This is a genomic window from Bradyrhizobium dasycarpum (assembly GCF_042019905.1).
Classification (GTDB): domain Bacteria; phylum Pseudomonadota; class Alphaproteobacteria; order Rhizobiales; family Xanthobacteraceae; genus Bradyrhizobium; species Bradyrhizobium japonicum_B.
This window is the reverse complement of sequence record NZ_CP169574.1, coordinates 888,933-912,177: the sequence shown is the minus strand read 5'-3', so window position 1 is coordinate 912,177 and position 23,245 is coordinate 888,933. Positions and strand designations below refer to the sequence as shown.

Below are 23,245 nucleotides of genomic sequence, written 5' to 3'. Positions count from 1 at the left end.
ACCGGATCCGTTACGAATAGAAATTTCGTCGGAAAAAGCGATTCCGGCCCCGATGCAAGGCTCGAATTCGCATCGAGCCCCTTGACATCACAGCACTTTCGGCAGAACGGCTGATGTCAAGTGTCATGGGCCGTTCATGGATTTGATTACCACCACCGCTGACCTCGCGGCTGCCTGCAGCCGGCTGGCCAAGCACCCCGTCATAACCGTCGATACCGAGTTCCTGCGCGAGACCACCTACTACCCGCTGCTGTGCGTGGTGCAGATGGCCAGCGCCGAGGAAGCCATCGTCATCGACACCCTGGCTGCCGGCATCGACCTCAAGCCGTTCTTCGAGCTGATGGCCAACGAGAGCGTGCTGAAGGTATTCCACGCCGCCCGTCAGGACATCGAGATCATCTGGCATCAGGCCGGCATCATCCCGCACCCGGTGTTCGACACCCAGGTCGCCGCGATGGTGCTCGGTTACGGCGACAGCATCGCCTACGACGCCCTGGTCGAAAAGGTTACCGGCCACCGTCCGGACAAGACCCATCGCTTCACCGACTGGTCGCGCCGGCCGCTGACCAAGGAGCAGATGCATTACGCGGTATCCGACGTCACCCACCTGCGTGACGTGTTCGCCGCGCTCGACGCCGACCTCAAGAAACGCCGCCGCAGCGAGTGGGTCTCCATCGAGATGGAGGTGCTCACCTCCCCCGAACCTACGACTTCCATCCCGAGCGGGCCTGGGAGCGGCTGAAGACGCGCGTGCGCAAGCCGAAGGATCTCGCGGTACTGATGGAGGTCGCGGCCTGGCGGGAGCAGGAGGCGCAGAGCCGCGACGTGCCGCGCGGCCGCGTGCTGCGTGACGAGGCGATCACCGACATCGCCACCCACGCGCCGACCACGCTGGAGAAGCTCGCCCATCTCCGCTCGGTACCGAAAGGGTTCGAGAAATCCAAATGGGGCGCGGACATCGTCGCCGCGGTCGAGCGCGGGCTCAAGCGGGATTTTTCGACGCTGCCGAAGCTGGAAAAGCCGCGCAACAATTCCAACGGCGCCGCCATCGTCGAGCTGCTGAAGGTGCTGCTGCGCATGACCGCCGAGCGCCACGCGGTCGCCAGCAAGGTGATCGCGACGGTCGACGATCTCGAGGAGATCGCGGCCGACGACGAGGCCGACGTGCCCGCCTTGCGCGGCTGGCGCCGCGAATTGTTCGGCGATGCCGCGCTCAAGCTGAAGCGCGGCGAGCTGGCGCTGGCGATCGAAAAGGGTCGCGTGATCGGGGTGCAGCGGGCGTAGTCGGCCAGCACGATCGTCACAGCGGCGGCAGAGCCAGATCCTCATCCTGAGGAGCGCGGAACGCGCGTCTCGAAGGATGAAGGCCCGGCTGGTGGCCTCGCCCTTCGAGACGCGCGCAACGTGCGCGCTCCTCAGGGTGAGGGTCCACCATCTCCAATGCTGCTCTATGCCGGCGTCAGCTTGGCGACTTCCGCCTTCATGTCGTCCAGCACGCCCGAGATCGCGGCGACCAGATCGTCGATGTGGGATTTGTTGACGATCAGCGGCGGGCAGATGGCGATGGCGTCCAGCATGTTGCGCGAGATCACGCCGCGCTCCTGCAGCATGCGGCTGGCGATGCCGCCGACCGCACCGGGCGTTGCCGCGGCCGTCTTGCGCCCCTTGTCGAGCACGAGCTCGATCGCCGCGATCATGCCGACGCCGCGAACCTCCCCGACCAGCGGATGGCTGGTGAGCTCGCGCAAACGGCCCTGCATGTAGGCGCCGAGCTCGGCCGCATGCGCGACCAGACCGCGTTCCTCGATGATCTTGAGGTTCTCCAGCGCGATCGCCGAGCCGACCGGATGGCCGCCGGCGGTAAAACCGTGGCCGAGCACGCCGATCTTGTTGCTCTCGTCCGCGATCGGCTCGAACATGCGGTCGTTCATGATGATCGCCGAGAGCGGGAAATAGCTCGACGTGATCTGCTTGGAGACCACGATCGCGTCCGGCTTGATGCCATAGGTTTCGCAACCGAACATCTTGCCGGTGCGGCCGAAGCCGCAGATCACCTCGTCGGCGACCAGGAGGATGTCGTACTTCTTCAGGACCGCCTGGATCTTGTCCCAATAGGTCGCCGGCGGCACGACGACGCCGCCCGCCCCCATCACCGGCTCGCCGAAGAACGCCGCGATCGTCTCGGGCCCTTCCTTCTGGATCAGCGCGTCGAGCTCCTCCGCGCGGCGCGTCGCAAACGCCTCCTCGCTCTCGCCGGCGGCGCCGTCCTTGTAGAAATGCGGCGAGCCCGTGTGCAGAATGTTCGGCAGCGGCAGGTCGAACGAGCGGTGGTTGTTCGGCAGGCCCGTGAGGCTGGCGGAGGCGATGGTGACGCCGTGATAGGCGCGCATCCGGCTGATCACCTTCTTGCGCTGCGGCTGGCCGAGCGCGTTGGAGCGATAGGCGATCAGCTTCAACACGGTGTCGTTGGCTTCCGAGCCGGAATTGGTGAAGAACACCTTGCTCATCGCGACCGGCGCGAGCGCGACCAGCTTCTCGGCGAGGTCGATCGAGGGCCCGTGCGATTTGGCGGAGAAGGTGTGATAGAACGGCAGCGCCTGCATCTGCTTGTGCGCGGCCTCGACCAGCCGCTTCTCGTTGAAGCCGAGCCCGACGCTCCACAGCCCGGCCATCGCCTCGAAATAGCGCTTGCCCGACGCATCGAAGACGTAGGGACCATCACCGCGTTCGATCACCAGGGGACCGGCCTGCTGATGCGTGCGCGCGTTGGTGTAGGGGTGGAGCTGATAGGCCACATCCCGGGCCTCTTGCGAATTGGGCAGCATGGACATTTGCGAGGATCCTTGAAAGCGTCACGTCGCAGGCATAGCCGGCGTCATCACTCGATGATCAAGTCTCTTGGCTATTGCGACAGCGCAGAACTTGCAACGCCAATTCGCCGGCAGCAAGCGCTCAGCAGCGTTGCACAAAGCCGCAGACGACAAAGCCGCGCATCACGGAACGGCACATCGCAGCCCGCATGTCGGAAACGGCTGGGGGGCAGCTCTCACGCCGCACCGTCGTCATGCCCGTCGTCGGCGCCGGCTGCGGCTTCCCTCACTTCCACCAGCGCCATCGACAGCAGATAAACCGTCGTCGGCAGACCAAGCCTGCGCGCCTTCTCGGCGGCATGCGACAGGTCGCTGGCCAGCTCCTCGAGCTCGTCTCCCCGTGACAATCCCTCACCCCATCCGCCGGTCGCGGCCGCCTACACCGCAACGACGCCGCTGGTTCTGATCAGTTCGGCGCTGGATTGGATTGTAGCAAAATTCCCGACCACATTCACTACCGCATGCTTATAGGCGGCGGCATCGCCTGTGCCCGGCTGGCGGCAAGCCACGGCGTCGGCGACAACCCGGTAGTGATGGCTGCGGTGAAACCCGTCGGCGGCGGTGGCCAGGATCGTCTCATCCAGCGAAAACCCGACCAGAATGCAGCGCACATTGCGGATATTGGACATGTAGTCCACAAACCGCGACGAGCTGTAGGCGGACGGCAGCGGATGCTCGAACGTCAGTTCCCCCGGCCGCGGCTTCATTTCCGCGATCCAATCGGTCAGCCTGGATGCCGGATTGAACCAAGCGGCCTGCGCGATGCGCTTCAAATGCATCACCGGCCACAGATTGCCGCGCCACAGCGTCAGGAGTTCCAGGCAGCGCGCCGTGGCGCCGTCGCCGTCGAGGATGACGTGGCGGCGCCCTGGGGTTAGGTATTCGATCTGCAGATCCGCGCAGACCAGGATCGGCGGATCGTCGTGGATAAAAGCCGGCATTGTGTTGCGCAGAGCTGCACCAGTTTCAGCGATCGGCGAGCGCGAGGTCGCGCAGCGGTGAGGTCACCGCCCGCCCCGCCGAGGCGTCGAGCACGCCCGGCCGATCCCAATCGCCCTCGGGACGGATGATCACATAGGGATCGCTGTCCAGCGTGATCGCGTCCGGGCCCGGCTCGATCTCCAGCAGCATCTCGGTGTAGGAAAAATCCGAGAAGGTGATCTTGCGATTGTGGCCGAGCGGCTTGGCGCCGAAATGCGCCCAGAAATCCACCAGCCTGTCCTGCGCCTGACCATAGATCTTGCGAAATCCCTTGCGCTTCACGTAGTCGACGCTGGCCTGGACCAGCTTGAACGAGACGCGCGAGCGCCGGTATTGGTGGCGCACCGCGAGCCGCTCCACCTTGGCGAAATCGCCGAAGAAGCGCACCCGCAGGCAGCCCGCAGGTTCGTTGCCGACGAAGCCGATGAAGTGCGCCGCGACCATGTCGTTGCCATCGAACTCCTCCTCGAACGGACAATCCTGCTCGGCGAGATACACCGCGGAGCGAATGGCGGTGACCAGCATGAGATCGTTTGGATCGCGCGCAAGGCGGATGCTGATGGCGCGGGAACTGGGCTTGGCGACGGGAATCCTAGTACCGTGCATCTGCAAAACTCCTTGCTTGAATGATTGCACCCGGCATGCGCATCGGCTGCCGATGCCAGGGCCGCTCGTAGCACCAGAGGTCGGGCTGGAAGCTTGGGACCGGTGCGAAGCCGGTCGCCCGCATGATGTTGCGTCCGGCCACCGTTGACGGCTGCGCATAGCAATCCGCGCCGCGAAACCTTAGCTGTCGCAGATGTGCCGCGGCCTTGCCGAGACCGGCGACGCCGCGCCCCGTCGCCGCGATCGCCCAGATGTAGATGGCGGCGACGTCTTCCTTCGCGGAAGCGAGATAGCGCGTCTCGGGCGCGGTAAGGCAGATCTCGTCGAGCAGCAGCGCATCGTGCCCGCGGTCATTGAGAAACAGGAAGGCCATGCCGCCGACGAGATGGCCCTTTCGGCTGAACGTCAGAATGCTCTGGGGATCGAACGTGGCATATCGCGCGAGCTCTTCCGCTCCGATCCGCACGCCCGGCACCAGCCGGTGCGCCATCTGCGCCAGCGCGGCTATTTCGGAAGATTGCGCGCACCGGACGTCGACTTCCGGGCTCAGCGGCAAGGCATCGAAATCATGTCTTGCGGCAATCGAGCCCCTTTCCATACCCATATCACGCCTCTATCGTTCGAGGCTTTCGTGCCCCGCTATTCCGAGAAGCTTAGCGGCTGGAGATCAGGAGTATGCACCAGTTATTGCACCGGGGTGCTGCGATGATGCAGCACCGTGAAGAGGCCCTGGATGCGTCCTGGGACGATTTGAAGCTGTTTTTAGCATGCGCAAAATATAAAAGTTTTCGCAATGCCGCCGAGGAGCTCGGGCTCACCTCGACCACGCTGATGCGCCGGGTCGACCGGCTCGAAGAGAGCATCGGCTGCAAGCTGTTCCTGCGCGACCAGAGCGGGCTCACGCTCAGCGATGAAGGCACCGCAATGATCGCCGACGTTGCGCATATGGAGCGTCACGCCTTCAACGTCTTCCGGCGCGCCTCGCGATCATCGAACGACACCTCGGGCACCGTGCGCGTCGCGGTGACGGAGGGTCCCGGCAATTTCTGGATCCTGCCGCGGCTGATCGACTTCCAGAAGACCTACCGCAGGATCACCGTCGATCTGCGCTGCGCGATGGAGCAGGCCGACGTCGCACGGCTTGAATCGGACATCGCGATCCAGCTCGAGCCGCCGACCAATCCCGACCTGATCGTCGCCAAGCTCGGCCGCCTGCACATCTATCCCTTCGTCTCCAAGGAGTACGAAAACCTCTACGGTGTGCCGACGACGCTTGCGGAGCTGAAGGACCACCGCATCATCAAGCAGAGCGCACCGCAGGTCGACGACGGTGCCTATGCCCGCGTGCTTGGACTGAAGTCGCTGGAGGGCATCGTCGGGATCAAGACCAATTCCTCGGTCGGCGTGCTTTATGCCGTCGAACGCGGCGCCGGTATCGGCTTCCTGCCGACGGTCTCGATCGCGCTCGGCGCGCCGCTAGTCGCCGTCGATCTCGGCGTCAGCCACCACGCCGATCTCTGGCTCACCTATCACAAGGAGTTCCGAACCTCGGAGCGCCACAAGATCGTGGTCGACTGGCTGAAGAAGATCTTCGATCCCAAAACCTATCCCTGCTTCCGCGACGAATTCATCCATCCGAACGCGCTGGTGCCGATGATGGCGGACGCGCGCGAGGGATTTGGACTGACGGGATATGTCGCCACGACGCCGGCTTGAGCGCGGGCGAGCTTGAGCTCACCATTTGTACTCGAAGCCGACCGTGCCCTGGTGCGACGTCAGCTCGTTGCGGAATTTGCCGTCGTAATTGACGTAGAGCCGCGCCACACTGGTCAGGCTGAGCGAAGCCGAGGCGCCGGCATCCGCGCCATAGCGGCTCTCCCCGATGCCGGGAACGACGATGCTCTGGGTTCCCAGGCTGACCTGGATCGACCCGAGATCCTGATGGAAATTGTCGACGAACTTGCCGTAGGCGGACAGGTCGAGGATTTTCTGATCGATGATGAAGTAGCGGCCGATCTCGGCCCCGATCATGACGCGTGCGCGCGCGAGCGCCGTTGGGCCGACGTTGAGCGGATCGAGACCGCCGGTCTCCTGGAACGCCGCGCTGGTGGCGCGCACATATTCCAGCGCCCCCTTTGGCACGACACGCATCTGGTCTTGGGTCCAGTAATAGCTGATCTCGGTCAGCGCGCCGTCGATCGCGGCGCTATAACCCGCGGTGGCAAAGCCGAGACCCGTGTCGCGGCTGGAGCGGACCTTGCCGAAGCCGTGCACCACGGCGAAGGCCCAGGTCCACGGGCCCTTGTCGACCGAGCCGCTGAAACCGATCTGCGTCAGGTCGAGCGTCGCCGATTGCAGCGCCAGCGGTACGTCGACGTCGGTGTGGCTCTGGTCGACGGAGAAGCCGAGATTGACACCCGGCGCAACGCGCGCGCCAAAGCCGGCGACGCCGCCAACCGTCTTGCGCTTGTCGCCGACGAAGTCGCCCTGCGCGTCGGTGCGGACCGAGATGCCGTAGCCCTCGAACCAGGTGCGGTAGCGCGGATCTTCCGCAGCTGCCGATGCGCCGCCACCGCCGGGATTGGTCCGCAACGCCCGGTCGAAACCACCCGAGGCCTGGTTGCCGAGCCGCTCGAGGAAGCTGGAGCCGAGATTGAGCGCACCGTTGCGGACCGACTGGTCGTAATTGGTCGATGTCGGCGTCGGGATCGGGGTCGGTGACGGCGTGGGCGTCGGTGTCGGGGTTGGCGTTGGGCTTTGCGCCAGGACCGGCGATATGGCCGACATCATCACGAGGATCGCAAACACCACGATTGCGGCCGCGACCCTGCCGACGCGGCCCCGCCCGATCGTCTGCCGTATCCCTAAGGGCTGCGATGTGCAGCACATGACGACAAATCCCGAAAGCCAAAGGCGGCGCGCAAAATGCAACACGCGCGGCGCACGCAAGCCGCGATTTGGGCCGAACTGCTCCGGAGGGTCAACCGCTTAGCATGCCGGCACGCAGGCTATTGCCTCGATTGTGGTTCCGCAGCCACAGGTCGGAAATTGCAGATCGGTCCGGCCTGCCTGCCCTTGAAATTCGCGCTCTGCTTGCTAACGCGCGATTTTCGTGTTGCAATATCGGACACAATCGGAATTGGCCGCTCGACTGTGCGTTTCGCGACATTGCGCCTCAAGACTCGAACAGACTTCGGAAGCCCGTTTGTGGCGTGGCACGCGAAAAGCGGCCGCGTCTTTTTTGTATCTAGTGGAGGAGACTAGCGATGCCGCAAAAGGGCACCGTCAAATGGTTCAACCCGACCAAGGGCTATGGGTTCATCAAGCCGAACGGTGGCGACAAGGATGTGTTCGTTCACATCTCCGCCGTCGAGCGCGCCGGACTCTCGACCCTCAACGAAAACCAAGTGGTTGAATACGACCTCGTGGAGAACCGCGGCAAAGCATCCGCGGAGAACCTCAAGGTCTCCTGATGTCTCTCGGCGTGGAGCGCGAGAGACCATGACGTGGCCCCCGGCTCTGCCGGGGGATTTTGTTTTGGGGCGAGCGCAGCGAGATGTCGCTTCAGCTCACCACCGGCGCGATCAGGAAATTCTCCGACGGCCCGCTTCCATCCGTCCTGCACACATCGCCCTCGATCCGGACCTTGCCGGTCGCGAGCAGCCGCAGCGCTTCGGGATAGATGCGGTGCTCGACCTCGAGGATGCGCTCCGACAGCGTATCCCCCGTATCGTGATCGCTGACGGGCACCGCGCCCTGCATCACGATCGGACCGGCATCGGTCTCGGGGATCACGAAGTGCACGGTCGCGCCCGACAGCTTGACGCCGGCGCGCAAGGCCTGGCCGTGCGGATCGAGGCCGGGGAAGGACGGCAGCAGCGAGGGATGGATGTTCAGCATCCGCCCGTACCAGGCTTTGGTGAACTCGGCCGTGAACAGGCGCATGAAGCCGCCGAGACAGATCAGCTCGATGCCGTGCTGATCGAGCGCCGCCTGCAGCACCTTCTCGAAGCCGGCGCGGTCCTTGCCGAACGACTTGCTCTCGATCACCAGCGTGCTCACGCCCGCCGCCTTGGCCCGCTCGAGCCCGGGCGCATCGGCCTTGTTGGAAATGACGAGCGAGATCTCCGCCGGGAAATCCGCCGAGCTTGCTGCCCTGATCAGCGCGGCCATGTTGGAGCCGCGGCCGGAGATCAGGATGGCGACGCGGCGCTTCATCACAGCGCCAGATCGAGATGGCCGTTATAGACGACGCGATGCTCGCCCTCGGCCGGGATCACGGTGCCGAGCTGCGCCACAGTCTCGCCGGCGTCGGTGAAAACCTCGATCACCTGGTCGACCTTGTCGGGCTCGACGATCGCGATCATGCCGATGCCGCAATTGAAGGTTCGCAGCATTTCCAGCTCGGCAATGCCGGCCTGCGCCGCCAGCCATTTGAACACCGGCAGCACCGGCAGGCGCGCGAGGTCGATGCCGACGCCGAGGTGCGGCGGCAGCACGCGCGGAATGTTGTCGGTGAAGCCGCCGCCGGTGATGTGGGCGAGCCCCTTCACCGCGCCGGTCTCGCGGATCGCGCGCAGGCAGGACTTGACGTAGAGCCGGGTCGGCGTCAGTAGCGCGCCGCCGAGCGTCATCACGGGTGCGAACGGCGCCTGCGCCGCGAAGCCCAGGCCGGATTGTTCCACGATCTTGCGCACCAGCGAAAAGCCGTTGGAATGCACGCCCGACGAGGCAAGGCCGATCACGGCGTCGCCCGCCGCGATGTCCTTGCGAGGCAGCAGCGTGCCCCGCTCCGCCGCGCCGACGGCAAAGCCGCCGAGGTCATAGTCGCCGTCCTTGTAGAGGCCGGGCATCTCGGCGGTCTCACCCCCGATCAAGGCGCAGCCGGATTCGCGGCAGCCTTCCGCGACGCCCGCGACGATCGAAGCCGTGGCCTCGGGGTCGAGCTTGCCGCAGGCGAAATAGTCCAGGAAGAACAGCGGTTCGGCGCCCTGCACCACGAGATCGTTGACGCTCATGGCGACGAGGTCGATGCCGATCCCGCCGTGCAGCCCGGTCTCGATCGCGATCTTGACCTTGGTGCCGACGCCGTCGGTCGCGGCCACGAGGACGGGGTCCTTGAAACCGGCCGCCTTGAGGTCGAATAGGCCGCCGAAGCCGCCGATCTCGGCATCGGCCCCCGGCCGCGCCGTGGCGCGCACCATCGGCTTGATCAGATCGACCAGGCGGTTGCCCGCATCGATATCGACGCCTGAATCGGCGTAAGTGAGGCCGTTTTTGCGGTCGGTCATGCCCGATGTCCAGTGGGGTTGCGGCTGGTTACGTCGAATTCCGGGGACACGCAATGGCTCGCATGGCGCACCGCCATATACTATGTAGAGATATCAACCGGTTCAGCCTCCCGAGGGGCCGGATTCGAGGTAGACCGGGTGCCGGGAAGCGCTTTCGTGAGTATTCCGAACATCATTACGCTGGGCCGCATCATGCTGGTCCCGATCATCGTCTGGGCCATCGTGTCGAGCCAAATGGAGGTCGCGTTCGCCGTCTTCCTGATCGCCGGTATCAGCGACGCCGTGGACGGCTTCCTGGCCAAGCGTTTCAACATGACGAGCGAACTTGGGGCCCTGCTCGACCCGCTCGCGGACAAGGCCCTGCTGGTCTCGATCTACATGGCGCTGGGGATCTGGGGTGCGATCCCGCGCTGGATCGTGATCCTGGTGGTCTCGCGCGACATCATGATCGTCGCCGCCGTGATCATATCCTGGCTGTTTGACCGGCCCGTCGAGATGAAGCCGTCGAAAGTGTCCAAGCTCAACACCGTTGCCCAAGTGGCGTTCGCCGCCCTGGTGCTGGCGGCACTTGCCTTCGGCTTCAAGCCGGCTCCTTATGATATCATCCTGATGGGCCTCGTCACGGTCTTCACGCTCTCGTCGGTGTCGCTCTATCTCGTCGGGTGGCTGCGGCACATGAGCACGATCGAGGCCAAGTGAGAGCGGACCAAGTGAGAGCGGACCAGGTGAAAGCGGAAGCAGCCCCGCAAAAGGCCAATTCCGCTCGATCAAATCGCATTCTCTTCAAACGGGCCGGCGCGCCGGCATGGAGCAAAGCAAGCGTGGCAGGCCGCGTCCATCCCCGACAATTGGCGTTTACGCTTCCGCATGCGGAGAGCCTCAGCCGGGACAATTTCCTCGAGGGTCCCGCCAACGCGGCCGGCGTGGCCCTGATCGACAGCTGGCCGGAATGGCCGAACCGGATCATGTGGCTCGCCGGCCCCGAAGGCAGCGGCAAGAGCCACCTCGCCGCGATCTGGGCCGACATATCAGGCGCCCGCTCGGCTGCCGCCAACGTCCTGACGGCAGCCGGCGTTCCGGGCGCGCTCGCCACCGGCGCCCTGGTGGTCGAGGATCTCCGGGCGGGAGATTTCGACGAACGCGCCCTCTTCCACCTGATGAACCTTGCCCGCGAGGACGGTGCCTACGTGCTCTTCACCGGGCGCGAGGTGCCGGCCGCGCTTCGAGATCGAGCTTCGCGACCTGCGCTCGCGCCTGCGCGCCGTGCCTGTTGTCACGCTGCTGCCCCCGGACGACCAGCTCTTCCGCGGCCTGATCTTGAAATTCTGTGCCGACCGCCAGCTCAATGTGGACGAGAGCGTGGTCGGCTATCTCGCCACCCGCCTGGAGCGGTCCTCGGCCGCCGCCCGCCAGGCCGTGGAACTGCTCGACAGCGAGGCCCTCCGGCTCGGCCGCCCCGTGACCAGGGCACTGGCCGCCGAGCTGCTGCGGGACGCCTGACCCGTTCGCCCGGGAGCCGCGGAGCCCGCTTGACGCAGCGAAGCGGCGGAACATCAATGTCATCGAAACGTCATCGCTGTAACACATGCTCCCGCGGGTTTTGCGCATAGATCGCAAAGTGAGGCGAGACAGGATGGACCGACTTCTGATGGACTCTGCGCAAGCTATTGAAATAAAAGAGAAAGTTCAGGAAGCCGAGGGCCTGCCGGCGATCGCGGCCAGCCCCGAACGATTCATCAATCGCGAACTCTCCTGGCTGCATTTCAACCGCCGCGTCCTGGAGGAATCCGTCAATACCAGCCACCCCGTGCTGGAGCGGGTGCGATTCCTGTCGATTTCGGCGAATAACCTCGACGAATTCTTCATGGTCCGCGTCGCCGGCATCAAGGCCCAGGTGCGCGAGGGCATTGCCGAACGCAGCCCCGACGGCCTGACGCCGTCCGAGCAGCTCGCGCTGATCAACCGCACCGTGTCCGAGCTTGCCTCCGACCAGCAGGCGATCTGGCGCGACCTGCGCAGCACGCTGGCCGATGTCGGCATCGTGCTGGTCGACGGCAAGGATGTCAGCAAGGCGGAACGGACCTGGATCGAGGACTATTTCCTCAACAACGTATTCCCGCTGCTGACGCCGCTGGCGATCGACCCTGCGCATCCCTTCCCGTTCATCCCGAGCCTCGGCTTCACCATCGCGCTCCAGCTCACGCGCGCCGCCGACGGCAAGCAGATGAACGCGCTGATCCGCATGCCCGGCAAGATCGACCGCTTCATCCGCCTGCCGGCCGACGGCAAGATCGTTCGCCTGATCTCGCTGGAACAGGCAACCGCCCTGTTCATCAACCGCCTGTTCCCCGGCTACAACCTGCACGGCCAGGGCGCCTTCCGGATCATCCGCGACTCCGAGCTCGAAATCGAGGAAGAGGCGGAAGACCTCGTCCGCCTGTTCGAGACGGCGCTCAAGCGCCGCCGCCGCGGGTCGGTGATCCGGCTCGAGATCGACGCCAAGATGCCGGAGCAGTTGCGCAGCTTCGTTCAGCACGCACTCTCGGCCGCCGACGACGAGGTCTTCCTGGTCGACGGCGTGCAGGCGATGAACGAGCTCTCGCAGCTCACCCGCCTCGATCGCCCCGATCTCGAATTCACCCCTTACGTGCCGCGCCACCCCGAGCGTGTGCGCGAGCACGGCGGCGACATCTTTGCCGCGATCCGGCAAAAGGACCTCGTCGTCCATCACCCCTACGAATCCTTCGACGTCGTGGTGCAGTTCCTGCAGCAGGCCGCACGCGACCCCGACGTCGTCGCGATCAAGCAGACGCTCTACCGCACCTCCAACAACTCGCCGATCGTGCGCACGCTCGCCGAGGCCGCCGAGGCCGGCAAGTCCGTCACGGCGCTGATTGAGCTGAAGGCGCGCTTCGACGAGGAAGCCAACATCCGCTGGGCCCGCGACCTCGAACGCGCCGGCGTGCAGGTCGTCTACGGCTTCCTCGAGCTGAAGACGCACGCGAAGCTTTCGATGGTGGTGCGCCGCGAGGGCGGCAGCCTCACCACCTATGTTCATACCGGCACCGGCAATTATCACCCGGTCACCGCGCGCATCTACACCGACCTCTCCTACTTCACCTCGGATCCGACCATCGGCCGCGATGCCGCGCGCGTGTTCAACTTCATCACCGGCTACGCCGCGCCGAGCGATCTGGAAAAGATGGCGGTGTCGCCGCTCACCCTGCGCAAGCGCATCATCGAGCACATCCAGGGCGAGACCGCGCATGCGCGGCACGGCCGGCACGGCGCGGTCTGGATGAAGATGAATGCGCTGGTCGACCCCGACATCATCGACGCGCTCTACGAGGCCTCGCAGGCGGGCGTGCAGGTCGAGCTCGTGGTGCGCGGCATCTGTTGCCTGCGCCCCGGCATTCCCGGCCTGTCCGAGAACATCCGCGTCAAGTCGATCATCGGCCGCTTCCTGGAACACGGCCGAGATCTACTGCTTCGGCATGGGCCAGGGCCTGCCGAGCGCCAAAGCGGCTGTGTATATCTCCTCCGCCGACATGATGCCGCGCAACCTCGACCGCCGCGTCGAGGTGCTGTGCCCGCTGCAAAATCCGACGGTTCATCAGCAGGTTCTCGAACAGATCATGGTCGCCAACCTGAAAGACAACGAGCAGAGCTGGCAGTTGTTGCCGGATGGGTCCTCAACGCGTATGAAGACCGCGAAAGGCGAGGAGCCTTTCAACGTCCACAACTACTTCATGACAAATCCGAGTCTGTCTGGCCGTGGAAAGTCGCTCAAGGAATCCTCGCCGCGTCGTCTCACGCGCCGGAACGAACGCCATCAATCCTGATCGGGGATTTCCGACGTGAAGCGGCCGCGCAAGCGCGGCTCGAGCGTCGCGGTCATCGACATCGGCTCCAACTCGGTCCGTCTCGTCGTCTACGAGGCGCTGGCGCGGAGCCTCATTCCGATCTTCAACGAGAAGACGCTGTGCGGTCTTGGGCGCGAGGTGCAGAGCACCGGCCTGCTCGCCCCCGACGCCGTCGACAAGGCGCTGACCTCGCTCAAGCGCTTTCGCGCCCTGTGCCGCGTGATGCAGGTCGGACGCGTGTTCGCGATCGCGACCGCGGCCTGCCGCGACGCCTCGAACGGTGCCGACTTCATCGCCCGGGCCGAGCGCATCTGCGCCGTGGACATCGAGATCCTGTCGGGCCCGCGCGAGGCGCGGCTGTCGGCGCTCGGCGTGATCTCCGGCATCCATCATCCCGACGGCATCGTTGGCGACCTCGGCGGCGGCTCGCTCGAACTGATCGACGTGCGCAAGAACAGCGTGCGCAGCGGCGTGACGCTGCCGCTCGGCGGGCTTGCGCTGCAGGATCTCGCGCACAAATCGCTCAAGCGCGCCGACCGCATCGTGCGCGAGGAGCTCGACGAGGTGCCGCAGCTCACGGCGGGCCGCGGCCGCACCTTCTACGCGGTCGGCGGCACCTGGCGCGCGCTCGCGCGCATTCACATCATCCAGAGCGGCTATCCGCTCCAGGTGATGCACGGCTATTCGCTGTCCGCGGCGGAAGCGCTCGACTTCTCCCGCAGGCTGCGCCGCCTGGTGGCCGCGAACATGCTCGCCGACATCGAGAGCGTCGCCGACGCGCGCCGCCCGCTCCTCACCTACGCGGCACTGGTGCTTGAGCACATCATCCGGGTCGCGAAGCCCAAGACCATCGTGTTCTCGACCTTCGGCGTGCGCGAGGGCCTGCTGCACGAGAAGCTGGCGGAGGCGGAACGTAACAAGGACGGCCTGATCTGCGCCGCGGAGGAGCTGAACCAGCTGCTGTCGCGCTCGGCCAAGCACGCCCACGAGCTGATCGCCTGGACCGATCGCCTCGTGCGCGTAGTCAAGCTGCGTGAAACCGAGGAGGACCGACGGCTGCGCCACACCGCCTGCCTCTTGTCCGACATCGGCTGGCGCGTGCATCCGGATCACCGCGGCGAGCAGACGCTGAGCCTCGTCGTCAACGGCAATTTCGGCGCGATCACCCACACCGAGCGCGCCTTCGTCGGCCTGTCGGTGTTCTATCGCTATGCGGGACTCAGCGAAGAAAATCAGCCGCCGGTCACCACGCAGGAGCTGCTGACCCCGGCGCAGCTCGAACGCGCGCGTCTGTTGGGCGCTGCGTTCCGCGTCGCGCATCTGATCTCGGCGGCGCGCCCGGGTGTCTTGCCCGCCACGCATTTCCGCAGCCAGGGACGTAAATTGATGCTGGTGTTCGAGCACCGGCTCGGCGACCTCGTCGCCGACCGCGTCGGCAGCCGCTTCCGCCAGCTCGCCCGCCTCATTGGCCGCACCGGCTCGATCGTGCGGCGCTGACGAACCGCAACGATGCGTCAAGCGAGCGGCTGGGTTCTTCGATCAGCAACAGCCATCCGGTCGCCGCTTCCGTCCGGCGCGACGACGGCTTTCAGTCCACCGAGCTCAGACTCGGCGAGAATAAGCTGCCATCCGTAGGCACTGAGCACGTCCTGAACGATCGCGAGGCCGAGGCCGGCCCCTTCGCCACGCTGGTCCAGCCTGACCCCGCGTTCGAGCACACGTGAACGTTCGGCGGGCGCGATGCCCGGACCATCATCCTCGACCGTGATCGCCGGTTTCGCCGCATCCGCGCCGATGCGCACCTCGCTCTTGGCGTGACGGGCGGCGTTCTCCAGGGAGATTGCCCAGCACTTCCGCCAGATCAGTGCGATCGAGCGGCACGCTCGGCTCGCCCGTCATACAGGTCTTGAAGTCGAGCCGCTGTGCCGCCGGCGTCCGCGCCAAGGTCAGGATCAGGGACTGGACGAGCGGTCTGAGCGGGGTGGAAATGCCGCCGCGCAGGCGTGCCGTCCCCCTCGCCCGCGCACGCGCCAGCTCGCGGTCGACGTGACGGCTCATTGTGTCGCCGACGGCTTCGATCGCCTGCGCGACCTCCTGCTCACCGCGCTGACGCAGCAGCGCGACATCGGCGGCGAGCGCGGCAAGCGGCGTCTTCAGCCCGTGCGCCAGGTCGGCGGCGCGGCGGCGCGACCGTTCGATTTCGCGTTCCTGAGCGTCGATCAGGCTGTTGACCTCCTCCACCAGCGGCTTGACCTCCGTTGGGACCTCGACGGGGAGATGCTTGCGCTGCCCGGAGCGGACGTCCGCGACGCCGCGGCGAAGTGCGTCGAGCGGACGAAGGCCCAGGCCGACCTGGATCGAGGTGGCCGCGGCCAGCACCAGCCCCAGCACGCCAAGCGCCAGCGTCAGGTCCCTGGCAAAATGCGAGGCAGCGGCCGAGACGCGGGCGAGATCGGCCGCCACCGCGACGCGCACCGGCGCCCGGCGGTCGCCCAAGGTGAGCAGCACGCGGCGTTCACTGACCAGGAGCTGCGCGTTTGCAGGTCCGGGGATGACGTGACGGTGCAATTCGCCAGGCGACGGCTCATCCCGCGGCAGGTCCAACGCCGTGTCCCACAGCGAACGTGAACGCAGCACCTGTCCGCCATCGTCCGATACCTGCCAGTACAAGCCCGAAAGAGGGTCGTCAAAACGAGGATCGGCGGGCGGACGCCCCACCACCAGCCTGCCCTGTGCGTCGGCGTCGATACCAGCGACGAGTTGCTTCAGATAGACGTCGAGGTCGTCACCGATGGTGCGCGCGACATGGCGTTCGAACAGCAACGTCAGCCCGGCGCCGGCAATCGTCAGCGCGATCAGGATGGCTACGAGTCCGCCCGCGACCAGCCGCAGCCGCAGCGAACCCCAGCTCATGGCGTCGTCTCCGGTACCAGATAGCCGAAGCCGCGCCGGGTCTCGATCAGGTCGGCTCCGAGCTTCTTGCGCACGCGGCCGATCAGCACTTCGAGCGCATTCGACTCGTGGTCCTCGCCGTGGCCATAGACGTTTTCCTCAAGCTCCTGCTGTGACACGACACGGCCGCGATGGTGCAGCAGAAAGGCGATCAGACGGTATTCCAACGGCGACAACGCGACGGGTACGCCGCGCAGCGTCACCTTCATCTGACGCTCGTCGAGCTCGACTTCGCCGGCGGTAATCCGTGGGGAGGCATGCCCTGCCGAGCGGCGCACGATCGAGCGCAGCCGCGCCAGCAATTCCTCCATCCGGAACGGCTTCGGCAGGTAGTCGTCGGCGCCCGCGTCGATGCCATCGACGCGCTCGGCCCAGCTGCCGCGCGCCGTCAGGATCAGCACCGGCATCGATCGCCCATTCGCGCGCCAGCGCTTGAGCACGGCCAGACCGTCCATGCCGGGCAGGCCGAGATCGAGCACGATCGCGCCGTAATCCTCGGTATCACCGCGAAACCAGGCCTCCTCGCCGTTGCCGACGGTCTCGACGACGTAACCGGCCGCGCGGAGCGCCCTTCCCACATCGGCCGCGATCCGTCGGTCGTCCTCCACGAGCAGCAGGCGCATCACTTCTCCTTGATGCGTTCAATCTCGCCGCTGCGCGCGTCCACGTACGCTTCGTAGAGCCGGCCCTTGTCGTCGACGAGGCGAAACTCATAGATCCAGCGGCCGCGCTCACGCTCTATCTCGACCCCGGCGACCTCGCCCGGCAGCTTGCCACGGAGCGCGGCGAGAATGTCGGCGAGTGACTTGATCTCACCCGCCTCGACTGCGCGGCGAACCGCGTCGGGCGCGCCTTTATCGCGGTCGCCTGCGGCCGCAGGCAACGGCGCGAGCAGGAATCCTGCCAGCAGCGGCACCGCGAGAGATTCCAGGAAGCGCGAGGATTGCATTGGCAGAGAATGCCCCAATCAACCTGACAAATTGCTGACGTGGATCAACAGGCGGCCGTCAGGGCTGGTCTGGCAATGTCCGCCCATCGCCTCGCCGCATGACGCGGCCGGGCGCCACAACCGGAGAGAACCATGCGCAAGATCACCATCATCGGCGCCGCCGCCGCCATGCTCGCAGCCACCGCGACCGCTCACGCCGGCAGCCTCGGGCGTCCCTGCACTGCGGCGCCGCAGGCCAGCTGGCTGTCGATCGAGCAATTGCAGGCCAAGATCGAAGGCCAGGGCTACAAGGTCCAGAAGGCCAAGCTCAAGAACGCCTGTGGCGAGCTCTACACGATCGACAAGTCCGGCAGCCGGGTCGAATTGTTCGTCGATCCGACCAGCGGCCAGATCGTCGGTCGGCTGTAAGAGGCCGCACCATGAGCGCCATTCATGATACGGTCCTAGCCGGCGGCGCCAAGCCGCCGGCTACGGTGAAGGTCTGGGACCTTTTCGTGCGCGTGTTCCATTGGTCGCTGGCCGGGCTGTTTCTGCTCGCTTATGCGACCGGGGACGAGATCGAAAAAATCCACATTGCCGCCGGCTACGCCATTGCCGGGTTGCTTGTGCTCCGGATCGTCTGGGGCTTCGTGGGACCGCGCCATGCGCGCTTCAGCGACTTCGTGCGCTCGCCGCGCGCGGTGCTCGCCTATATGCGCGACGTGGCGCTGCTCAGGGCACCACGCTACCTCGGCCACAATCCTGCCGGCGGCATGATGGTCGTGGCGCTGATCGTCATGCTGATCGGCACCTGCATCACCGGTTACATGATGACGACCGACAGCTTCTGGGGAGCGAAATGGGTGGAGGAAGTCCATGAGACGTTCGCCAACCTCACGATCGGTCTCGTGGTCGTCCATGTGCTTGGCGTGCTGCTGGCAAGCTTCGAGCACCGCGAAAGCCTGGTGACGGCGATGATCACGGGAAGGAAGCGTTCGTCATGAGCGAGGTCGGTTGGCCTGATGGCCCCCTTTCCGAACGGCGTGAAGACAGCTTGACCGCTACGGCTATGAAGCAATCCACCGAGATCAACCGAAGCGCTCTGCGAACCGCGAGCAGCCTTCCACGACGGCTGGCCCGCTTGAGGCAAATCAACCCATCAACGCGGCGGCGGAGTAATCCAAATCTGCCATCGATCAGCGCTTCGTTCGCCTGCGGGCGTGGGTTATTCCTGATGCGAATCCGTCGCAAAATTCCCCCTCTCACCTCTTCCGGGGGCGTGCTCGTTCGTGCGCTCTTCGCCATTGCATTGTGCCTGCCGAGCTCGGTATCGATGGCGCAGGACGAGGTGAAGCTGAGCGATGCGCAGGCGCGCAATCTCGGCGTCCGCGTCACCCATCCGGTTGCCAGCCGGACCGATCTGACGCTGCCCTACCCCGTCCAGATCATGATCCCAACGCCGCAATTGTGGGTCGTCAGCGCACCGGTGGCGGGCATGGTCGCCAATCTCCTGGTCGGGCGCGGCGATCGCGCCACGGCCGGCCAGCCGCTGGTCACCCTGGAGAGTCCGAGCTTCGTCTCCCAGCAACGCGACTATCTGCACGCGATCGCGCAGGAGCATCTCGCCAGCCAGCAGCTCAAGCGGAACGTCGATCTGTTCGAAGGCAAGGCCGTGCCGCAACGCGTGCTGGAGGCGAGCCAGGCCGAAGCGCGCCAGGCCGCTCTCGTCGTCGCCGAGCGGCGCCAGGTGCTGCGCCTGAGCGGGATGTCGGACGATGCCATTTCCCGACTGGCCCAGGAGGCGGCGATCAGCGGCACGCTCACGGTCAACGCGCCGCAGACCGCGTCCGTGGTCGAGATCACGGTGTCGCCGGGGCAGCGGCTCGAGCAATCCGCGCCGCTGGTCAAGCTGGCGCGGCTGTCGCCGCTGTGGGCCGAGATCGCGGTCCCCGCCGCCAATATTCGGGCGATCCGCACCGGCGCGAAAGTCGAGATCGAGGGCTATTCCACGCCCGGCAAGGTCGTGCTGGTCTCCGAGACCATCGACCACGCCACCCAGACCATTCTGGTTCGCGCCGAAGTTCCCAACGACGGCGAGCTGCATCCCGGTCAGACTACCGTTGCCCGCATCGGTTTTCTCTCCGCCGGCGAAAGCGCCTTCGAGATTCCCTATAGTGGGCTGATCCGGCGGGGCGAGCAGACCTCGGTCTTCGTCGCCTTCGACGGCGGCTTCCGCCTGGTCCCGGTCAAGCTGCTCGCGGAGGATCAGGATCACGTCGTCGTGGCGGGCCCGATTACGGACCGGGATACCATCGCGATCGGCGGCATCTCGGCGCTTCGCGGCATTCTGTCAGGACTGGGGCAATAGATGCTCCGCCGCCTGGTTGCGTTCGCGTTGTCGCAGCGGCTGTTCGTGATGCTGAGCGTGCTGCTGGTGATCGGCGCCGGCGCGGTCCTCCTGCCCGGCCTGCCGATCGACGCCTTCCCCGACGTCTCGCCGGTTCAGGTGAAGATCATCATGAAGGCGCCGGGGCTCACCCCTGAAGAGGTCGAGCAGCGCATCACGGTCCCCATCGAGCTCGAGCTGCTCGGATTGCCGAACAAGAAGGTGCTTCGGTCGACCACGAAATACGCGCTGGCCGACATCACCGTCGATTTCGAGGACGGCACCGATATCTACTGGGCGCGCAACCAGGTCTCGGAGCGCCTGTCGAACATCTCGCGCGACTTCCCGGAAGGCGTGATCGGCGGTCTGGCGCCGATCACGAGCCCCTCGGCGAGATGTTCATGTTCACCATCGACAGTCCCGAGCTTTCGCTTGCCGAGCGCCGGACCCTGCTCGACTGGGTGATCCGCCCCGCGCTGCGGACGGTGCCCGGCGTTGCCGACGTCAATTCGCTCGGCGGCTATGTTCGCGCCTTCGAGATCGTGCCGCGCAACGATGCGCTGGCCGCGCGCGGCATCTCCTACGACCTGTTTCGCCGGGCCATCGAAGCCAACAGCCGCAACGACGGCGCCGGACGAGTGAACCAGGGCGAGGACAGCGCACTGGTTCGGATCGAAGGCAGCATCCGTTCGATCGAGGACATCAAGGCCATCGTCGTCGACACCCGCGAGGGCGTGCCGATCCTGGTCAATGACGTCGCGACCGTCAAAGTCGGGACGCTGACGCGCTATGGCGCCGTCACGGCGGACGGCCGCGGCGAAACCGTCGAGGGGCTCGTCCTCGGCCTGCGCGGCGCCAACGCGGGTCAGCTCATCCGTGACGTGCGCGCCCGGCTCGCAGAGCTGCAAGGCACGCTGCCCAAGAGTGTTTCGATCAACGTGTTCTACGACCGCAGCCGCCTGGTCAACCGCGCCGTCGGCACCGTGGTGCGGGCCCTCGGCGAGGCCACCGCTCTCGTCATCGTCCTCCTGCTGCTGTTCCTCGGAAATTGGCGGGCTTCGCTCGTGATCGCGCTCAGCCTGCCGCTCGCCATCGTGATCGCGTTGATCATCATGCGCGTGGTGGGAATGTCGGCCAACCTGATGAGCCTCGGCGGACTTGCGATCGCGATCGGCATGCTGATCGACGCCCTGGTGGTCGTGGTCGAGAACATCGTCGGCAACCTCGGCAAGCACGAACCGGGCAAGGCTCTGCCGCTGATCCACCTGATCTACCGTTCGGTTTGCGAAGTCCTGGAGCCGGTCGCCTCGGGCGTGCTCATCATCATCATCGTGTTCGTCCCCCTGCTGACGCTGCAGGGGTTGGAGGGCAAGCTGTTCATCCCGGTCGCGCTGGCCATCATTTTCGCGCTGGCCGGCTCGCTGCTGCTGGCGCTCACATTGATCCCGGTCGCGACCTCCTTCGTGCTCAAGTCCGCCTCGCATCGCGATCCCCTGCTGGTGCGTGCGGCCCAACGGGTCTACGCGCCGGCATTGCACTGGGCCTTGAACAACGAGCGCAAGGTGATGGCGGCGGCGCTGATCGGCCTGGTCGCGGCGGGCTTCGCCTACACCAAGCTCGGCAAGACCTTCATGCCGACGATGGACGAAGGCGACGTCATCGTCAGCGTGGAGACGCTTCCCTCCGTCAACCTCGACGAGTCGCTGGCGATGAACGCGAGGCTCCAGACCGCGCTGCTGGCCGTGCCTGATATTGCCGGCATCGTCGCCCGCACCGGGTCGGACGAGCTCGGCCTCGATCCGATGGGACCGAACCAGACCGACACCTTCCTGGTGCTCAAGCCCGCCGCCGAGCGCGCGAGCGACAACCGCGAGGACCTGCTGCAGAAGCTTCGCGAGGTGCTGAGCGGCTTTCCCGGCATCTCGCTCAGCTTCACCCAGCCCATCGACATGCGCGTGCAGGAGATGATCAGCGGCGTGCGCGGCGACGTCGCCGTCAAGATCTTCGGCCCCGACATCGCCAGGCTGAACGAGACCGCGGCAAGATTGTCGGCGATCCTCTCCAGCATCGACGGAGCCGAGGACGTCTACACCACTCTGAACGAAGGCGCCCAATATTACACGGTTGCGGTCAATCGCATGGAGGCCGGCCGCCTCGGCCTGACCGTGGATTCGATCGTCAACTCGCTGCGGATCCAGATCGAGGGCCGAACCATCGGGACCGCGCTCGAGGAGGGACGCCGCACGCCGATCCTGATCCGGGGCAGCGAGACGACGCGGGAAGCGCCAACCTTGCTGGCGAGTCTGCCGCTGACGCTGGCCTCGGGGCAGCATGTGGCGCTGTCACAGGTCGCCCGCATCCAGCGCGTCGACGGCCCGGTGAAGATCGACCGCGAGGACGGCGCCCGCATGAGCGTGGTGCGCGCCAACGTGCGCGGCCGCGACATGGTCGGATTCGTCGAAGCGGCGCGCCAGAAGGTGGCGACCGAGCTCCCGCTCCCGAACGGCTACCGGCTGACCTGGGGCGGACAGTTCGAGAACCAGCAGCGCGCCGCCGCGCGCCTGTCGATCGTGGTCCCCGTCGCGATCGGCCTGATCTTCGTGCTGCTTTTCACTACGTTCGGCGCCATCCGCCAGGCCTTGCTGGTGCTCGTCAACATTCCCTTTGCCCTGATCGGCGGCGTCTTCGCCCTGGTGGTGACGGGTGAATATTTGTCGGTGCCGGCCTCGGTCGGATTCATCGCGCTGCTCGGCATCGCCGTGCTCAACGGCGTCGTCCTGGTGTCCTACTTCAATCAGCTGCGCGCCCATGGTCTGCCCGAGGACCGCATCGTCGTCGAAGGCGCCATGCGCAGGCTTCGGCCCGTGCTGATGACCGCCAGCATCACGGCGCTCGGCCTGATCCCGCTGCTGTTCGCTTCCGGGCCGGGATCCGAGGTGCAGCGGCCGCTCGCCGTCGTCGTGATTGGAGGATTGCTGTCCTCCACCCTGCTCACGCTGATTCTCCTGCCGATCCTGTATCGCCGCTACGGCGGGACGTCGAAGGTGGCGAAATGATCGACCAGCCCATCTGCCTCACGCTGATCGTGCCGCATCGGCTCCGCGAGGAGGTGTTGGACTATCTCGCCGAACAGGGCGATCTGGTTCCGGGATTCACAGCCTTGCAGGCCGCCGGTCACGGCATTGAGGTCCGATTGCACACGGCGGCCGAACGCGTGAAGGGCCATGCCGACCAGACCGTCGTGCAAGTGGTGCTGGCAGGGCAAGATGCCAGCCGGCTGATCGAGCGGCTGCGGGCTTCGTTCGCCGGAACCAAGCTGGTCTACTGGACGACGCCGGTGACGGAGCTCGGCACGATCGACTGAGCGG

18 protein-coding genes and 5 pseudogenes are annotated in these 23,245 nt (G+C 65.8%); 12 read left to right on the top strand and 11 right to left on the bottom strand.

Annotated features, from left to right (window positions below; all coding sequences use genetic code 11):
* The first annotated feature begins 136 nt into the window (after positions 1–136).
* Positions 137–1,284: pseudogene (gene rnd, locus ACETMP_RS04660) on the top strand (ribonuclease D).
* A gap of 164 nt (positions 1,285–1,448) precedes the next feature.
* Here rnd and ACETMP_RS04655 read toward each other — a convergent pair.
* The 5 genes from ACETMP_RS04655 to ACETMP_RS04635 all read right to left on the bottom strand — a co-directional run bounded on the left by ACETMP_RS04655 (position 1,449) and on the right by ACETMP_RS04635 (position 5,061).
* Positions 1,449–2,831, bottom strand: coding sequence for an aspartate aminotransferase family protein (locus tag ACETMP_RS04655; RefSeq protein ID WP_028136798.1), 1,383 nt, complete (start codon positions 2,829–2,831; stop codon positions 1,449–1,451).
* A 215-nt stretch (positions 2,832–3,046) separates the two neighbouring features.
* Positions 3,047–3,217, bottom strand: coding sequence for a hypothetical protein (locus tag ACETMP_RS04650; RefSeq protein ID WP_196236032.1), 171 nt, complete (start codon positions 3,215–3,217; stop codon positions 3,047–3,049).
* 30 nt (positions 3,218–3,247) lie between these two features.
* Positions 3,248–3,811, bottom strand: coding sequence for an isochorismatase family protein (locus tag ACETMP_RS04645; protein WP_375160053.1), 564 nt, complete (start codon positions 3,809–3,811; stop codon positions 3,248–3,250).
* Positions 3,812–3,836: 25 nt separating this feature from the next.
* Positions 3,837–4,457, bottom strand: a complete 621-nt coding sequence (locus ACETMP_RS04640; protein ID WP_257194360.1) for a GNAT family N-acetyltransferase — start codon at positions 4,455–4,457, stop codon at positions 3,837–3,839.
* Entirely contained in the window at positions 4,444–5,061 is a 618-nt protein-coding gene (locus ACETMP_RS04635; RefSeq protein WP_375160052.1) for a hypothetical protein, read from the bottom strand. Before ACETMP_RS04635 ends, ACETMP_RS04640 begins: the two co-directional genes overlap by 14 nt.
* A gap of 71 nt (positions 5,062–5,132) precedes the next feature.
* On the opposite strand from ACETMP_RS04635, the gene ACETMP_RS04630 reads away from it, so the two are divergent.
* Complete coding sequence (locus ACETMP_RS04630; protein WP_375160051.1) at positions 5,133–6,173, top strand: LysR family transcriptional regulator; 1,041 nt, start codon at positions 5,133–5,135, stop codon at positions 6,171–6,173.
* 18 nt (positions 6,174–6,191) lie between these two features.
* Here ACETMP_RS04630 and ACETMP_RS04625 read toward each other — a convergent pair whose 3' ends face one another.
* On the bottom strand, positions 6,192–7,346 hold the full coding sequence (locus ACETMP_RS04625) for an autotransporter outer membrane beta-barrel domain-containing protein (protein WP_375160050.1): 1,155 nt from the start codon (positions 7,344–7,346) through the stop codon (positions 6,192–6,194).
* 377 nt (positions 7,347–7,723) lie between these two features.
* Between ACETMP_RS04625 and ACETMP_RS04620 the strand changes: the two genes are divergently transcribed.
* A complete protein-coding gene (locus ACETMP_RS04620) occupies positions 7,724–7,930 on the top strand; it encodes a cold-shock protein (protein ID WP_018645416.1) in 207 nt (68 codons plus the stop codon).
* Positions 7,931–8,021: 91 nt separating this feature from the next.
* On the opposite strand, the gene purN is transcribed toward ACETMP_RS04620, so the two are convergent.
* Positions 8,022–8,675, bottom strand: coding sequence for a phosphoribosylglycinamide formyltransferase (gene purN, locus ACETMP_RS04615; protein ID WP_375160049.1), 654 nt, complete (start codon positions 8,673–8,675; stop codon positions 8,022–8,024).
* Positions 8,675–9,748 (bottom strand): phosphoribosylformylglycinamidine cyclo-ligase, encoded by a 1,074-nt coding sequence (gene purM / locus ACETMP_RS04610; protein ID WP_028136805.1) that lies wholly within the window; start codon positions 9,746–9,748, stop codon positions 8,675–8,677. The genes purN and purM overlap by 1 nt, the downstream gene beginning before the upstream one ends.
* A 156-nt stretch (positions 9,749–9,904) precedes the next feature.
* On the opposite strand from purM, the gene ACETMP_RS04605 reads away from it, so the two are divergent.
* From ACETMP_RS04605 to ppx, 4 genes and pseudogenes are all read left to right on the top strand, one after another.
* Positions 9,905–10,447, top strand: a complete 543-nt coding sequence (locus ACETMP_RS04605; protein ID WP_028136806.1) for a CDP-alcohol phosphatidyltransferase family protein — start codon at positions 9,905–9,907, stop codon at positions 10,445–10,447.
* A gap of 122 nt (positions 10,448–10,569) precedes the next feature.
* Positions 10,570–11,248, top strand: a pseudogene (locus ACETMP_RS04600) (chromosomal replication initiator DnaA).
* 148 nt (positions 11,249–11,396) lie between these two features.
* Positions 11,397–13,590 (top strand): annotated as a pseudogene (locus ACETMP_RS04595) (RNA degradosome polyphosphate kinase).
* 15 nt (positions 13,591–13,605) lie between these two features.
* Positions 13,606–15,108, top strand: a complete 1,503-nt coding sequence (gene ppx, locus ACETMP_RS04590) for an exopolyphosphatase (protein ID WP_375160048.1) — start codon at positions 13,606–13,608, stop codon at positions 15,106–15,108.
* A 17-nt stretch (positions 15,109–15,125) separates the two neighbouring features.
* On the opposite strand, the pseudogene ACETMP_RS04585 reads toward ppx, so the two are convergent.
* The 3 genes and pseudogenes from ACETMP_RS04585 to ACETMP_RS04575 all read right to left on the bottom strand — a co-directional run bounded on the left by ACETMP_RS04585 (position 15,126) and on the right by ACETMP_RS04575 (position 17,512).
* Positions 15,126–16,524, bottom strand: a pseudogene (locus tag ACETMP_RS04585) (sensor histidine kinase).
* Entirely contained in the window at positions 16,521–17,186 is a 666-nt protein-coding gene (locus ACETMP_RS04580; protein ID WP_028136810.1) for a response regulator transcription factor, read from the bottom strand. Before ACETMP_RS04580 ends, ACETMP_RS04585 begins: the two are co-directional and overlap by 4 nt.
* Positions 17,186–17,512: a PepSY domain-containing protein gene (locus tag ACETMP_RS04575; RefSeq protein WP_375160047.1), complete on the bottom strand. Its 327-nt coding sequence runs from the start codon at positions 17,510–17,512 to the stop codon at positions 17,186–17,188. The genes ACETMP_RS04580 and ACETMP_RS04575 overlap by 1 nt, the downstream gene beginning before the upstream one ends.
* Before the next feature lie 132 nt (positions 17,513–17,644).
* Here ACETMP_RS04575 and ACETMP_RS04570 point away from each other — a divergent pair, with 132 nt between their 5' ends.
* The 5 genes and pseudogenes from ACETMP_RS04570 (at position 17,645) to ACETMP_RS04550 (ending at position 23,241) form a co-directional block, all read left to right on the top strand.
* Entirely contained in the window at positions 17,645–17,920 is a 276-nt protein-coding gene (locus ACETMP_RS04570; protein WP_028136812.1) for a PepSY domain-containing protein, read from the top strand.
* A gap of 11 nt (positions 17,921–17,931) precedes the next feature.
* A complete protein-coding gene (locus ACETMP_RS04565) occupies positions 17,932–18,495 on the top strand; it encodes a cytochrome b/b6 domain-containing protein (protein WP_375160046.1) in 564 nt (187 codons plus the stop codon).
* A gap of 329 nt (positions 18,496–18,824) precedes the next feature.
* Entirely contained in the window at positions 18,825–19,859 is a 1,035-nt protein-coding gene (locus tag ACETMP_RS04560; protein ID WP_375160045.1) for an efflux RND transporter periplasmic adaptor subunit, read from the top strand.
* Positions 19,860–22,933 (top strand): annotated as a pseudogene (locus tag ACETMP_RS04555) (efflux RND transporter permease subunit).
* Positions 22,930–23,241, top strand: a complete 312-nt coding sequence (locus ACETMP_RS04550) for a DUF3240 family protein (RefSeq protein WP_375160044.1) — start codon at positions 22,930–22,932, stop codon at positions 23,239–23,241. The pseudogene ACETMP_RS04555 and the gene ACETMP_RS04550 overlap by 4 nt, the downstream one beginning before the upstream one ends.
* The last annotated feature ends 4 nt before the right edge of the window (positions 23,242–23,245 follow it).

Coding starts and splice junctions, on each gene's coding strand:
- ACETMP_RS04655 (WP_028136798.1), bottom strand. CDS start 2,831: ATGTCCATGCTGCCCAATTCGCAAGAGGCCCGGGATGTGGCCTATCAG.
- ACETMP_RS04645 (WP_375160053.1), bottom strand. CDS start 3,811: ATGCCGGCTTTTATCCACGACGATCCGCCGATCCTGGTCTGCGCGGAT.
- ACETMP_RS04640 (WP_257194360.1), bottom strand. CDS start 4,457: ATGCACGGTACTAGGATTCCCGTCGCCAAGCCCAGTTCCCGCGCCATC.
- ACETMP_RS04635 (WP_375160052.1), bottom strand. CDS start 5,061: ATGGGTATGGAAAGGGGCTCGATTGCCGCAAGACATGATTTCGATGCC.
- ACETMP_RS04630 (WP_375160051.1), top strand. CDS start 5,133: ATGCACCAGTTATTGCACCGGGGTGCTGCGATGATGCAGCACCGTGAA.
- ACETMP_RS04625 (WP_375160050.1), bottom strand. CDS start 7,346: ATGTGCTGCACATCGCAGCCCTTAGGGATACGGCAGACGATCGGGCGG.
- ACETMP_RS04620 (WP_018645416.1), top strand. CDS start 7,724: ATGCCGCAAAAGGGCACCGTCAAATGGTTCAACCCGACCAAGGGCTAT.
- purN (WP_375160049.1), bottom strand. CDS start 8,675: ATGAAGCGCCGCGTCGCCATCCTGATCTCCGGCCGCGGCTCCAACATG.
- purM (WP_028136805.1), bottom strand. CDS start 9,748: ATGACCGACCGCAAAAACGGCCTCACTTACGCCGATTCAGGCGTCGAT.
- ACETMP_RS04580 (WP_028136810.1), bottom strand. CDS start 17,186: ATGCGCCTGCTGCTCGTGGAGGACGACCGACGGATCGCGGCCGATGTG.
- ACETMP_RS04575 (WP_375160047.1), bottom strand. CDS start 17,512: ATGCAATCCTCGCGCTTCCTGGAATCTCTCGCGGTGCCGCTGCTGGCA.
- ACETMP_RS04570 (WP_028136812.1), top strand. CDS start 17,645: ATGCGCAAGATCACCATCATCGGCGCCGCCGCCGCCATGCTCGCAGCC.
- ACETMP_RS04565 (WP_375160046.1), top strand. CDS start 17,932: ATGAGCGCCATTCATGATACGGTCCTAGCCGGCGGCGCCAAGCCGCCG.
- ACETMP_RS04560 (WP_375160045.1), top strand. CDS start 18,825: ATGGCGCAGGACGAGGTGAAGCTGAGCGATGCGCAGGCGCGCAATCTC.
- ACETMP_RS04550 (WP_375160044.1), top strand. CDS start 22,930: ATGATCGACCAGCCCATCTGCCTCACGCTGATCGTGCCGCATCGGCTC.